This window comes from Rhizobium sp. GW821-FHT14E12 (assembly GCF_058803745.1).
Genome location: NZ_JBXAPH010000001.1, coordinates 530,371 through 543,224 on the forward strand (window position 1 = coordinate 530,371; position 12,854 = coordinate 543,224).

At 60.6% G+C, this 12,854-nt stretch carries 12 protein-coding genes; 7 read left to right on the plus strand and 5 right to left on the minus strand.

The annotated features are described in order from the left end of the window. Positions 1–41 precede the first annotated feature (41 nt). Positions 42–395, minus strand: a complete 354-nt coding sequence (locus AC1RO0_RS02630; RefSeq protein WP_498591410.1) for a DMT family protein — start codon at positions 393–395, stop codon at positions 42–44. 202 nt (positions 396–597) lie between these two features. Between AC1RO0_RS02630 and AC1RO0_RS02635 the strand changes: the two genes are divergently transcribed. Beyond that, positions 598–1,425 carry an RDD family protein gene (locus AC1RO0_RS02635; protein WP_498591411.1) on the plus strand — a complete coding sequence of 276 codons (828 nt, stop codon included), beginning with the start codon at positions 598–600 and terminating at the stop codon, positions 1,423–1,425. A 103-nt stretch (positions 1,426–1,528) separates the two neighbouring features. After that, positions 1,529–2,041: a hypothetical protein gene (locus AC1RO0_RS02640; protein WP_498591412.1), complete on the plus strand. Its 513-nt coding sequence runs from the start codon at positions 1,529–1,531 to the stop codon at positions 2,039–2,041. A 59-nt stretch (positions 2,042–2,100) separates the two neighbouring features. On the opposite strand, the gene AC1RO0_RS02645 is transcribed toward AC1RO0_RS02640, so the two are convergent. Then, positions 2,101–3,351: an MFS transporter gene (locus tag AC1RO0_RS02645; protein WP_498591413.1), complete on the minus strand. Its 1,251-nt coding sequence runs from the start codon at positions 3,349–3,351 to the stop codon at positions 2,101–2,103. Positions 3,352–3,632: 281 nt separating this feature from the next. Here AC1RO0_RS02645 and uvrB point away from each other — a divergent pair, with 281 nt between their 5' ends. The 3 genes from uvrB to AC1RO0_RS02660 all read left to right on the plus strand — a co-directional run bounded on the left by uvrB (position 3,633) and on the right by AC1RO0_RS02660 (position 8,243). Further along, positions 3,633–6,506, plus strand: coding sequence for an excinuclease ABC subunit UvrB (gene uvrB, locus AC1RO0_RS02650; RefSeq protein ID WP_498591414.1), 2,874 nt, complete (start codon positions 3,633–3,635; stop codon positions 6,504–6,506). 105 nt (positions 6,507–6,611) lie between these two features. After that, positions 6,612–7,058 carry an SRPBCC family protein gene (locus AC1RO0_RS02655; RefSeq protein WP_007696631.1) on the plus strand — a complete coding sequence of 149 codons (447 nt, stop codon included), beginning with the start codon at positions 6,612–6,614 and terminating at the stop codon, positions 7,056–7,058. 126 nt (positions 7,059–7,184) lie between these two features. Then, positions 7,185–8,243 (plus strand): adenylate/guanylate cyclase domain-containing protein, encoded by a 1,059-nt coding sequence (locus AC1RO0_RS02660; RefSeq protein WP_498591415.1) that lies wholly within the window; start codon positions 7,185–7,187, stop codon positions 8,241–8,243. Between the two features lie 101 nt (positions 8,244–8,344). On the opposite strand, the gene AC1RO0_RS02665 is transcribed toward AC1RO0_RS02660, so the two are convergent. After that, positions 8,345–9,121, minus strand: coding sequence for a hypothetical protein (locus AC1RO0_RS02665; RefSeq protein WP_498591416.1), 777 nt, complete (start codon positions 9,119–9,121; stop codon positions 8,345–8,347). Between the two features lie 3 nt (positions 9,122–9,124). Beyond that, entirely contained in the window at positions 9,125–9,592 is a 468-nt protein-coding gene (locus AC1RO0_RS02670) for a hypothetical protein (RefSeq protein ID WP_498591417.1), read from the minus strand. Between the two features lie 763 nt (positions 9,593–10,355). Between AC1RO0_RS02670 and AC1RO0_RS02675 the strand changes: the two genes are divergently transcribed. Beyond that, on the plus strand, positions 10,356–10,568 hold the full coding sequence (locus AC1RO0_RS02675; protein WP_007696646.1) for a cold-shock protein: 213 nt from the start codon (positions 10,356–10,358) through the stop codon (positions 10,566–10,568). Between the two features lie 432 nt (positions 10,569–11,000). Here the strand turns inward: AC1RO0_RS02675 and dusA are convergent, their stop codons facing one another. Further along, complete coding sequence (gene dusA / locus AC1RO0_RS02680) at positions 11,001–12,014, minus strand: tRNA dihydrouridine(20/20a) synthase DusA (RefSeq protein ID WP_498591418.1); 1,014 nt, start codon at positions 12,012–12,014, stop codon at positions 11,001–11,003. 141 nt (positions 12,015–12,155) lie between these two features. Between dusA and AC1RO0_RS02685 the strand changes: the two genes are divergently transcribed. Further along, positions 12,156–12,851 (plus strand): fumarylacetoacetate hydrolase family protein, encoded by a 696-nt coding sequence (locus tag AC1RO0_RS02685; protein WP_368509628.1) that lies wholly within the window; start codon positions 12,156–12,158, stop codon positions 12,849–12,851. Positions 12,852–12,854: the final 3 nt, after the last annotated feature.

A 12,854-nucleotide genomic window follows, 5' to 3' on the forward strand; every position in this document is an offset into this window, starting at 1 on the left:
TCATAGGACGAATGAGCCGCGCTGCCTAGCGGCTCTTCCCCTCAACCCCGGAAAATGAAGGAGGCGCCGACGGCGATCAGCGCGAAGCCGATGGCATGGTTCCAGGTCAGGTTTTCGCCGAGCCAGAAGACCGAGAAGCCGGAGAACACGATCAGCGTGATCACCTCCTGCATGGTCTTCAACTGCGCTGTCGAATAGACGGCCGAGCCCATGCGATTGGCCGGCACCGCCAGACAATATTCGAAGAAGGCAATGCCCCAGCTGACGATGATGGCGATGAAGATCGCGGTGCTCTTGTGCTTCAGATGCCCGTACCAGGCAAAGGTCATGAAAATATTGGAGGCAAATAACATGATGATCGGCCATATGGCGGCCGGGCTTAGCAAGGAGGGCATGAGGAATCCTTATGAATAGAACGAATGGGCCGCACAATGACCAGCTAACCCCTAAAATTTCAAGAGTGGAGCCCTGCGCTGAAATGCAGCAGTGACGGCAGTACAAAAATGGAGCGAAATGATCACAGGATAGCTGCGCAACGAGGTTGGTCGATTGCCGGAGCAGCGTAGCCTAACGCTTCGGATCAGAATCGGAGACCTCATGAGTGCCGCACCACAATTCAGCAGTCTACCGCCGCGGCATTTCTGGCGACGGGCGATCGCATATCTTATCGATGTCATCATCATCGAGATCGCACTGGTTCTCCTGTTTTTCGTACTGTCGACGGTGACGCCGTGGAACCTGAGCGTCCCGCTCTTCCAGAATAGGCAATGTTCGCCGGCCGCATCCGGACCTCTGGTCGAGAAGGTCGAAGCACAATGGCCGCTGAAGCCTGGGGAAACACGCGCCAATCGACTGTGCCACATCTCCTGGCTCGGCAGCGAAGGTTACGATCAGTTCCTTTCATCCGTCTCATCGCACGATGGCGCGATGACCTACACCCGATCGTTTTCAGCTGCGGTCGATAAAAGCGGCAGCCCCGTGGATCCGGGGACGGCCGTCAACACACTGATGTCCGTGGTCGTGCTGCTCATCATGCCGCTCGCCCTCGCTTATGGCTCGGCAAACGGCCGTCGTATGCCCGGAAAACGCTTGCTGTCGCTCCATGTCGCGACGGTCGACGGCGGACCGCCCGGGTTCAGCACGGAGTTGAAACGCGAGGTGTTGAAATTCCTGCCGATCATCATCCTCGCCCTCCTCAACATCATCTGGTTCTTCGCCGTGAAACCGGTGCAGCCCGATGTCGATCACCTCATCCAGCAGGCGCGTGATGGCGACATCGTCACAACGGTAGGCCTTACGGTTTCAGACGCATTGACCGCAATTGTCCTCATCTTTGGCCTCATATGGTGGATTTATCCCCTGGTCGTCTGGCGCGGCAAAACCCTTTATGATCGCTTCAGCGGCTGTAAAGTGATCAAGGCCTGAGCCATTGCGCCTCATCTTTGCCGCAGATACGGCATTGCTACATCGGCTCCATGGGTGAAGAATACCGCTGCCTCCCATCCTCGCCGCCAAGGGATCGACCGTCGTGACCAAGACATCCGTTGCACTGCCCTCCTTGCTCCTTCCACCACTCCGCATGGGACTGCTGGCTGTCGCCTTCGTCCTGCCGCTGTCACCCCTGCCCATGGCATCCACGCCGGCTCAGGCAGCACCCGGTTCCTGCTGGTCGCTGCTCCAGAGCAAATTCGGCCCGCAGATCGAAAAATCGGTGAACGAAGCGGACCCCTGTAAGAAGCTGCCGGGCCTCGATCACAAGGAAAAATTCGAGGTCAAATCGCTGGATGTATGCAGTGCGCCCGGCGGCGTGCAGATCAACGCCCATGCCGATATCGCCTGCAAATCACATGGCGTGTTGCAGGCAACGGTGAAGGGGCAGCTGGAAGCCTCGGTGACGGTCGATGTTGGCGCCTGCCGCATCACCGATTCGCATGTCGGCATCAGCGGCCCGATCGGTGACCTGATATCCTCCGTCGGCGGCATGCAGGAGCTTGCCCGCGGTTTCGCGCAGGCGAAGATCTCCGAAATTTGCGGCAAATAGACTGTGGCGGCCGGCGGCACTACAGTGCCACCGGCCATGCTTCGACGGGGCGCCGCGATCTAGATCGGCAGCGTGCCGGGAGTCTCCTCCACTCCCTTCCCGCCGAAGCGGATATCCTTCTTCTCGAAGCCGAAACCGGCAAGCACCGCGACCACGGCAGCGACGATCACCGCTACAATCAACAACGCAAAAGCATAGTCTCCGTTCCAATGCACCGCCAGGCCCGCCTGAATCGACGCATTGCCCGAGGCCAGCAGATTGCCGAGTTGATAGGCGAAACCGGGGAACGTACCGCGTATCTCGTCCGGCGACAGCTCGTTGAGATGCACGGGCACGATACCCCATGCGCCCTGCACGAAGAACTGCATCAGGAAGGCGCCGATGGCGAGCATGACCGGTCCATGTGCATAGACCCAAAGCGGCGCGATCGGGATTGCCAGTAGCGCCGCGATAACGATGCCCCGCCGCCGGCCGATCCGCTGCGACAGCGCCCCGAAGGTCAGCCCGCCGATCATCGCGCCGATATTGTAGACGATGGCGATGGCGCCGACGGTGTGGCTGTCATATTGACGCTGGGTTTCGAGGAAGGTCGGGTAGAGATCCTGGGTGCCGTGGCTGAGGAAATTGAATGCCGTCATCAACAGCACCGCCCACAGGAACAGCGGGATATTCTCACGCAACACGGTGAAGAACGGCCGTTGCGGCCTCTTCTGCCTCTCCACGAAAGCCGGCGACTCCTCGACGTTGCGGCGGATATAGAGCACCAGCAGCGCCGGCAGAGCGCCGACCATGAACATGCCGCGCCAGCCGATCACCGGAAACAGCAGGAAGAACACGATCGACGCCAGCAGATAACCGGAGGGATAACCGGCCTGCAGGATGCCGGAGACAATACCGCGTGACTCCTCAGGCACGGTTTCCATCGTCAAGGAAGCGCCGACACCCCATTCCCCGCCCATGGCGATGCCGAAGAGCGCACGCAACACGAGGAACATGGTCAGGCCGGTCGAAAAGCCTGTGAGGAACTCGAACACCGAATAGAGCAGCACGTCTGCCATCAGCGTCACGCGCCGGCCATATTTGTCGGCGGCATAGCCGAAAATCAGCGCCCCAAGAGGCCGCATGGCGAGCGTCAAGAAGATCGCCACCGCAACCGCCGGAACATCGGTGTGAAATTCCTCCGCTATATGCTTGAGAACAAAAACCAATATGAAAAAATCGAAAGCATCCAGCGTCCAGCCGAGATAGGCTGCTATGACGGTGTTGCGTTGCTGGGGGGACAAGGAACGTAAGCTATCCAATGCGGTCATCATGATCCTCCGACCGGATGGCGGCGGCGAGGCGGGCAAAGTCCGGATGCCGTCGAAGCTGGGGGGACCCGGCAGGAACCGGGCTTATCGACGTTGTGGCCGGCTCCTCCCTTGGCGCCTGTGAGGATCGCGCTATGCCGACGGGATCGGCGATAACGCACCAGCCTGCTTTGGCTTGTAACACATTTGACATATTCGGCGAACGGAAAAAACCACCGCTTGTTTCCCTTTTGTACTCTTCCCCCCTTCACATCGGCGCTGACTCTCGCCATATTCGCCGCATGGCCAGATCACCGAAAAAGCCCCCCACCCCGACCGGTTTCGAAGAGGCGCCGCAAGCACCGTTTGAAGGCGCGCCGCTCAGCGGCGGCGTCGCCGACTGGGTGAAGCAACTGGAATCGGAAGCCGAGACATCCGGCATCGAGACGCAGCGGCAGATCGCCTCCAAGGCCGGCAAGCACCGCAAGAAAGTGGAAATCGCCGCCTCCAAATCAGGACGCGGCACCTCGATGGGCGGCTCGACCGATCCGAAAACGCGCGCGGCTGCCGGCCTCAATCCGGTCTCCGGCATGGACACCTCGCTGGAGAATGCCGCCAATGCCGGCACTGCGGTGACGGCGACAGTCGAGGCTCTGTCGGCGCTGATCGAGAGCGGCAATCCGCTTTTCAAGGACGGCAAGCTCTGGACGCCGCACCGCCCTGCCCGGCCGAACAAATCCGAAGGCGGTATCCCGATCCGCATGGTTTCGGACTATGAGCCCGCCGGCGACCAGCCGACCGCCATTCGCGACCTCGTTGAGGGCCTTGATAATGGCGACCGCAGCCAGGTGCTGCTCGGCGTCACCGGCTCCGGCAAGACCTTCACCATGGCCAAGGTGATCGAGGCGACGCAGCGCCCCGCCGTCATCCTCGCGCCGAACAAGACGCTGGCCGCGCAGCTCTATTCCGAATTCAAGAATTTCTTCCCCGACAACGCGGTGGAGTATTTCGTCTCCTATTACGACTACTACCAGCCGGAAGCCTATGTGCCGCGCTCGGATACCTTCATCGAGAAGGAGAGCTCGATCAACGAACAGATCGACCGCATGCGCCACTCGGCAACCCGCTCGCTGCTGGAGCGCGACGACTGCATCATCGTCGCCTCGGTCTCCTGCATCTACGGTATCGGCTCGGTCGAGACCTACACGGCGATGACCTTCCAGATGAATGTCGGCGACCGGCTGGATCAGCGCCAACTGCTCGCCGACCTAGTGGCGCAGCAATACAAGCGCCGCGACATGGATTTCATTCGCGGCTCCTTCCGCGTGCGCGGCGACACGATCGAAATCTTCCCGGCCCACCTGGAGGATGCCGCCTGGCGCATCTCCATGTTCGGCGACGAAATCGACGCCATCACCGAATTCGATCCGCTGACCGGCCAGAAGACCGGCGACCTGAAATCGGTTAAGATCTACGCCAATTCGCACTATGTCACCCCGCGCCCGACGCTGAACGGCGCCATCCGCCATATCAAGGAAGAGCTGAAGATCCGGCTCGCCGAGCTGGAAAAGGCCGGCCGCCTGCTGGAGGCGCAGCGCCTGGAGCAGCGTACCCGCTACGACGTCGAAATGCTGGAAGCCACCGGCTCCTGCGCCGGCATCGAGAACTATTCGCGCTATCTCACCGGCCGCAACCCTGGCGAGCCGCCGCCGACCCTGTTCGAATATATCCCCGACAACGCGCTGCTGTTCATCGACGAGAGCCATGTCTCGGTCAGCCAGATCGGCGGCATGTATCGCGGCGACTTCAGGCGCAAGGCGACGCTGGCCGAATACGGCTTCCGCCTGCCGTCCTGCATGGACAACCGGCCACTGCGCTTCGAGGAATGGGACGCCATGCGCCCGGACACGATCGCCGTGTCCGCGACGCCAGGCGCATGGGAGATGGACCAGTCCGGCGGCGTCTTTGCCGAACAGGTCATCCGCCCGACCGGCCTGATCGACCCGCCGGTCGAAGTTCGCTCCGCCCGCAGTCAGGTCGACGACGTGCTCGGCGAGATCCGCGAGACCGCCGCCAAGGGTTATCGCACCCTCTGCACGGTGCTGACCAAGCGCATGGCCGAGGATCTGACGGAATATCTGCATGAACAGGGCGTGCGCGTCCGCTACATGCACTCCGACATCGACACGCTGGAGCGCATCGAGATCATTAGGGATCTGCGTCTGGGCGCCTTCGACGTGCTGGTCGGCATCAACCTGCTGCGCGAAGGTCTCGACATTCCCGAATGCGCTTTGGTTGCCATTCTCGACGCCGACAAGGAAGGCTTCCTGCGCTCCGAGACCTCGCTGATCCAGACCATCGGCCGCGCCGCCCGTAACGTCGACGGCAAGGTCATTCTCTATGCCGACAACATCACCGGCTCGATGAAGCGGGCGATGGAGGAAACCAGCCGCCGCCGCGAAAAGCAGATGATCTACAACACCGAACACGGCATCACGCCGGAATCGGTGAAGGCGAGGATCTCCGACATTCTCGACAGCGTCTACGAAAAGGACCACGTTCGCGCCGATATCGGCGGCGTCTCCGGCAAGGGCTTCGCCGATGGCGGTCATCTCGTCGGCAACAATCTGCAGGCCCATCTCAACGCGCTGGAAAAAGCCATGCGCGACGCCGCCGCCGATCTCGACTTCGAAAAGGCCGCGAGACTGCGCGACGAGATCAAGCGCCTCAAGGCGGCGGAGCTGGCTGTCATGGACGATCCGATGGCCCGCGAGGAAGCCAAGAGTCTCGAAAGTGGCAAGAGTGGCCGTCCTAATTCATCGAAACCCCGCCCTTCGGGCTCCGCACCTCAGGATGAGGACGGAGCGAAAGGCTCAGCAGGTAAAGAGGCAGGATCGCAACGCCCCTCGAACCAAGAGGGCGGCACGCAGGGCTCTTATTTTGCCAAACCCACCCTCGACGACATGCGTCCCGGCAGCGAAGCCGGCACACCGCTCTTCCGCAAAAACAGCCTCGACGAAATGACCGTCGGCCGCACCGAAAAGCCAGTAACGGGCAAGCTGCCGGACAAGCCGGTCATCCGGGCGAAGCCGGGTGTCGGCTCCTATGAGGATGCGGTGGACGAAAAACAGCGCAAGAGCCGCACCAAGGGCAAGACGGGGCGACCTGGGCGGTAGGATACACGCTACCCTTGTTGAGATCGCGCTTTTGCCTACATGCTGCCGGGTGAGGAGATGCCCCGCCGAGTGCAGGACAAGCGATAACAACAACGGGAGAGAGACATGCAAGAGGCCCTCGTCGTCCGCCGTGAGACCCATATCGCGGCGCCACCCGCCGCCGTGTTCGCCCTGCTGACCGATCCGGAAAAGATTTTGCGCTGGATGGGAACGGAGGCGCAGGTCGAACCTCAGCCCGGAGGGCTCTATCTCGTCAATGTCACCGGCGCCCGTTTTGCGCGCGGCTCCTTTCGCGAGGTGGTGCCGGTGCATCGCCTCGCCTACAGCTTCGGCTGGGACGGCAGCGAAATTGTACCGCCGGGGTCGAGCCTCGTCGAGATCGACCTGATCGAACAACCGGACGGAACATTGCTGCGCCTGACCCATACCGGCCTGCCGAATGCCGACCAATGCGCCGGCCATGCGGAAGGCTGGGCGCATTACCTCGGCCGGCTGGCCGAAGTCGCAGCCGGGCGCACGCCGCCTCCGGACTCGTTTTCCGGCAGGGTGTGACAGCTTTCCGCCGTTGCCTCTCCTGAGCTGATAACCCTTTCGGGGTGAACGGCGCACCTTGTCAGGAAGAATCACCGTCGCCATGGCGCGGATGACAACCCTTGGGCGCCATGGCATGATCGCAGCATGGATCTGCCCGCCCCCCTCGCCTGGCTGGTTGACGAGGCCGGCACCTCGCCCGGCCCTGAATTCTTTCTCGCCGAACTCGGCAGCCGGCTGCTGACCGACGGCCTGCCGCTGGCAGGTGGCGCGCTGACGCTCGCAGTACCGCATCCGATCATCGCCCGCCGCACCTGGCTATGGCGGGTGGAAACCGGTGATGTGATCGAGGCGCTGGGTTTCGCCGGCAGTCCGCTCAGCCAAGCCGGGCACGACTGGCTGGCCGGGCTCGGTCCGGTACAGGAAACGACGATCGGCGCGGCGCTGGACAGTCCGCTGCTGGGCTGGGCCGGAACCCGACCCTTTAGCCCCGCCGAGACCGACCGGCTGCACGAGATCGCCCGCTTCGCCGCCGCACCCTTGGCCGCCTTGTCCGCGCGGGCGGCACAGGCAGCGCTGCTCGAGGCCTATCTCGGCCGGCGCAGCGCAGCGCGCGTGCAGGCCGGCTCGCTCTCCCGCGGCACCGGCGAGACAATCCGCGCGGCCCTCCTCTGCGCCGACCTGCGCGATTTCACCGCCCTGTCCGAAGTGACGGAGCCAATGACAGTGATCGCCATCCTCGATGCCTGGTTCGACCGCGTCACCGGCTCGGTGAACGCCTTCGGCGGCGAGGTGCTGAAATTCATCGGCGACGGCGCGCTGGCAATTTTCCCGGTCACCAGCACGCCGAGCGAAGCCTGCGACGCGGCCCTGCGCGCCGCCGCCGCCGTCCGCGCCGGCATGACCCATCTCGACGGCGTGCGGCAAGCGCAAGGACTGCCGCCGCTCCCCTTCGGCATGGCCCTGCATTTCGGCGAGATCCTATGGGGCAACATCGGCGCCGCCGACCGCCTGGACTTCACCGCCATCGGCCCAGCCGTCAACCTGGTCAGCCGCCTCGAAGGCCTCTGCAAGCCGCTTGGCTACAACGTGCTGATCTCGGACGCGGTCGCGGCGGAGACGAGGATGGCTTTGATGCCGCTGAGCGAGCATGTGTTGCGGGGGATTGTGCAGCCGTGTGGGGTTTTTACTTTGGTGGGGGATTGAGGTTGGTGGCTGCGCCGCTTCTTCCAAAGTGATGTTCAATCCAATCAACGAATGTCGCTCGGATATTTCACAACCGAGCGCGCTGTATATGACTAATAATCCTACTTGCCGTCCATCAACAGTAGGCCAGACTTCTCGACAAGAGTCTGCCCCGGAGGAAGTATCTCTACCGTGCCGTTAGTCTGATCGAAATGGATCAGTGCCTTTTTGTGCAACTCCCTCAATACCTTGCGTTTGAAATCGGTCCCATTCTTGTATTCCACCCACTTCTGAAGCTGCTCCACCTTGGTGGATTTAGCTTCAGCATAGAGCAGAATCAGCACCTTCTGGCCCGCGGTCTTGGCCGGCTCTAGGATGCGTCGAACGTCACGATTTGACCAGACGACATGGAATATGCGAGCTGTGACCGCCTCTACTAAAGCGTGGGAATCATCCAAGGGCAGCTTAGAAAACTGGCGAACAAACTCCGCCATGACCCACTTCATGCCACGGAGGAAGTATTCGGCATCCATGTGGTTAGGGCTGACCTCCTTACTCACGTGACCGATAGCCCGGTTGTTCCGCAGCTCATAGAGTCCTAGGAGTATGCGAGGAACTTGTATACAAAGAGATCTGCCCCCTGTCTTGTTGTACTGCTCTAGGTCGAGACAGCTCTTCTGGAAATTAGTTGGCTTAGATGCAGTGGCCGGAAACGTCCCAATCGCGTGCCCGGCGCAGATACAGTAGGCTACCTCACAAAACTTACCCGCTTTGAGTCCTACTTTTTCCCAATCACTCGCCCGGTACTCCGCCAGTGCTTGCTCGAATTCGCAAATGAGTTGGTCTTTCAATCCGTCAGGTAAGACCGAGAGTGCGTCGCGGACGGTGGCAGAACTCAAGCGTCAATTCCTATCCCAATAATACATCCAGGGACCGCTACCTTCTTTGGTTCTTTGAATAAGCGATCTCTTAAAAAGGGATTCGCCGGCGGCAGCTACCTGGTTGTTTTTGTGCGTCCAGCCTTTTGCTTTCAGTCCTGCGACAATGTCCGCTCCACCACGATGGTTCTTGAAGAAGCCATCAGCCTTCAACGTCAGAATACGGTCGGCGCATGACTGCCCTTTCGGCGGGGTATTCACCCTACGCCGTTTAACCTTGGATTTGCCTGGATCCTCAGCAGGCTCTGTTTCGCTAACGACGGAGGGATCGTCCTCGACCTCCTGACCATTAGATTGACTCTGTGAGCGGCTGCCAAAGCCGACCTCCTCGATCAGAGGGAAGAGTTTGGCGAGCAGGCCCTCAACAAAGTCCTTCTCGCCTTCGATGTCGATAATTCCCGCTGGGGCGTCGATATGGACTCGATTCGTCATGTGGCAGAGTTCCAGTTAAACCTCTCATTGTATGATGAATGTTAATAACTCTCCTAACAAGCTCAATTCAAACAACTTCTTACACGCGTCAGAAGTTACCCACAGTTCAAAAGCCTTTCTGGAGGAAATAAGTCAATCTATCCAGTGTGTACCTGTTACCTCTCTATAGAGGTTTTTCAATATTCATGCCTGAATAAAATTATGACTATTCTACGCTGCATCGATAATTGTTAGGGCGCACCTCTACATCGAGATGAAGGTGGCCATTCAATTTTCTCCATACAAATTCAGATCTTGCTGTAGAACTAGCAGAAATTACTCAAGGCCACGTCCTTAATTTTTCAAATAACTTACAGAAAACGTACTATCACCAGCGATACGCCATAGATGTTCTTCTCTCCCCTATTGGTGAACCGCAATCCCAAAACAAAACAACGACACCGCTCACCATGAGCACCCTCTCCTTTCCAACCCCTTGAAATCCCCCTCCAATCCCTCCTCTTTCTTGGCTCCGCCCTAATATTCCCCCTTGCCTTTTGTCGCAAATCCTGTCACCGATAGTGTGCTCGGGCATTTGCATGCCGGTGACTGGACTGATTTGGCAATGCCGACTGCGCGAGGCAGCCTCAGGGGGTTAACCTCTGCGTAGACGTTCTTTCCCCGTTCGTGAACTTCTCGACTGGCTTTCGCATTTCGCGGGGGCAAAGCCGTCCGGGAGTTTCCCCGGACAGATATTCAGACTGTAGGGAAAAGGACTATCCCAATGGCCACCAAGGGCATCGTAAAATTCTTCAACCAGGACAAGGGTTTTGGTTTCATCACTCCTGATGGCGGCGCTAAGGATGTATTCGTCCATATCTCCGCTCTCCAGGCTTCCGGCATCCAGTCGCTGCGCGAAGGCCAGCAGGTCACCTTCGACACCGAGCCGGATCGCATGGGCAAAGGCCCGAAGGCTGTCAACATCCAGGCTTCCTAAGTCTTAGGTTGATATCCGGATAAAGTTTCGAACGGCGCGGTGCAAACCGCGCCGTTTCGCGTTTGTGGGGATGTGGTAGCCTCGCCCTGAAGCAGGCTTGGCCTACGTCCCTTAACGCAGGTCCGTCGTCTGCCCCGGAATATCCCAACATTCCGTCATCCTCGGGCTTGACCCGAGGATCCAGGCACAAGCCTCACCGCCTCCTCTGGAGAAGAAGGAAACACTCCCCAAGCGGAACCAGCACTCTCATCGGGTTCAGGCGCACCAACGTGCTTGGGCGCGGATCCTCGGGTCAAGCCCGAGGATGACGGAGTGTGAGGTGATCTTTAAACACGAAACTGCTCCTGTGAGCACCTGTCGACTAGCCTTCATGGTGAGGAGGCCCATAGGGCCGTCTCGAACCACGAGGGCGGCTTGGGAATCACCAGCCCCTCAAGCGCTCGCCCGCTCCGCATCCCCGCCAAAATCCACCGCCGCAAACGCCGCCGCGATCACCTCCGGCCCTGCTCCGGGCTTGTTGGCGTCGGTCGACAGGATCTGGCGGTAGCGCCGCGAGCCCGGCAGACCGGTGAAGAGGCCGACCATGTGGCGGGCGACGTGGTGCACGCGGCCGCCATTGGCGATGTGCCGCTCGGTATAGGCCATCATCCGGTCGCGCAGGTCGTTCCAGTCGGGCTCGACGGCCGCTTCGCCAAAGAAGCGATGGTCGACATCGGCAAGGATGGCGGCGTTCTGATAGGCGGCGCGGCCGAGCATGACGCCGTCGACATGGGCGAGATGCGCCTCCGCCTGATCCAGCGTCTGGATGCCGCCGTTGATGCCGATGAAGACATCGGGCCAGCGCTGCTTCATCCGGTAGACGATGTCGTAGTCCAGCGGCGGGATCTCGCGATTCTCCTTCGGCGACAGGCCCTTCAGCCAGGCCTTGCGGGCGTGGATCCAGATGGCATCGGCGCCCGCATCGAGCACGCGGGTGATCAGCTCCGGCAGCGCCTGTTCCGGCTCCTGCTCATCGACGCCGATCCGGCATTTCACCGTCACCGGCGCCTTGGACACCGCCTTCATCGCCGCGATACAATCCGCCACCGTCTCCGGCGTCAGCATCAGGCAGGCGCCGAAGGTGCCAGACTGCACGCGATCCGACGGACAGCCGACATTGAGATTGATCTCGTCGTAATTGTAAGCTTCGGCAATTTGCAAGGCTGTCGCGAGCTTGGCCGGATCCGAGCTGCCAAGTTGCAACGCAACAGGATGCTCGCTGACATCATGCCCCAGCAGCCGGTCGCGCGGCCCATGGATGATCGCATCCGCCACCACCATTTCGGTGTAAAGCAGAGCGTTGCGGCTGATCTGCCGGTGCAGATACCTGCAATGGCGGTCAGTCCAGTCGATCATCGGGGCGACCGCGAAAATCTTGCGGCCGTTCTTCAGGGCGTCAGCGTACATGGGAAACCTTTCTATCCGCGCTCTACACCAAAACCTTGCTGAAGGCCAGTTTTCCCGGCGGCAACAATGATGCTAGGCTGACAAACGGAGTCGGAGGGCCGCAAGTCTTCCAGAGACAGATTGAACATTTGAAGAGTAGCCATGACAGAAACCCCCGCCACCGTCATTCCCCTGCCCGCGCCCGTGTTGCTGCCGATCGAGGGCGAAGCCGCCTTCTTTCCCGTGCGCCGCGTCTATTGCGTCGGCCGCAACTATGCCGACCATGCGATCGAGATGGGTCATGATCCCAGCCGCGAGCCGCCCTTCTTCTTCCAGAAGAACCCGGACAATCTGCTGGTGTCGGGGGATTTCCCCTATCCGCCGCTGTCCTCCGATGTGCATCACGAGGTCGAGCTGGTGATTGCGCTCAGAAGCGGCGGCGCCGACATTCCGGCCGAGCGCGCATTGGACTGCATCTACGGCTATGGCGTCGGCATCGATTTCACCCGGCGCGATCTGCAGGGCGAGGCCAAGAAGCTCGGCCGCCCCTGGGAAATCGGCAAGGCCTTCGAACACTCCGCGCCGGTCTCGGCGCTGGTGCCGGCAACCCAGGTCGGCCATCCCGATAAGGGCGGCATCTGGCTGATGCGCAACGGCGAGGCTGCACAGCGCGGCGACCTCCAGCAGATGATCTGGAAAGTGCCGGAGATCATTGCCGAACTGTCGAAGCTCTTCACGCTGGCGCCCGGCGACGTCATCCTGACCGGCACGCCCGCCGGCGTCGGCCCCGTTGCACGCGGCGACCGGATCACCTGCGCCGTCGACGGCGTGGCAACGCTGGTGCTGAACGTGGTTTGATCG

Excerpts from the sequence above, each read along its gene's own strand:
- AC1RO0_RS02630 (WP_498591410.1), bottom strand. The coding sequence starts at position 395 with ATGCCCTCCTTGCTAAGCCCGGCCGCCATATGGCCGATCATCATGTTA.
- AC1RO0_RS02635 (WP_498591411.1), top strand. The coding sequence starts at position 598 with ATGAGTGCCGCACCACAATTCAGCAGTCTACCGCCGCGGCATTTCTGG.
- AC1RO0_RS02645 (WP_498591413.1), bottom strand. The coding sequence starts at position 3,351 with ATGACCGCATTGGATAGCTTACGTTCCTTGTCCCCCCAGCAACGCAAC.
- uvrB (WP_498591414.1), top strand. The coding sequence starts at position 3,633 with ATGGCCAGATCACCGAAAAAGCCCCCCACCCCGACCGGTTTCGAAGAG.
- AC1RO0_RS02655 (WP_007696631.1), top strand. The coding sequence starts at position 6,612 with ATGCAAGAGGCCCTCGTCGTCCGCCGTGAGACCCATATCGCGGCGCCA.
- AC1RO0_RS02660 (WP_498591415.1), top strand. The coding sequence starts at position 7,185 with ATGGATCTGCCCGCCCCCCTCGCCTGGCTGGTTGACGAGGCCGGCACC.
- AC1RO0_RS02670 (WP_498591417.1), bottom strand. The coding sequence starts at position 9,592 with ATGACGAATCGAGTCCATATCGACGCCCCAGCGGGAATTATCGACATC.
- AC1RO0_RS02675 (WP_007696646.1), top strand. The coding sequence starts at position 10,356 with ATGGCCACCAAGGGCATCGTAAAATTCTTCAACCAGGACAAGGGTTTT.
- dusA (WP_498591418.1), bottom strand. The coding sequence starts at position 12,014 with ATGTACGCTGACGCCCTGAAGAACGGCCGCAAGATTTTCGCGGTCGCC.
- AC1RO0_RS02685 (WP_368509628.1), top strand. The coding sequence starts at position 12,156 with ATGACAGAAACCCCCGCCACCGTCATTCCCCTGCCCGCGCCCGTGTTG.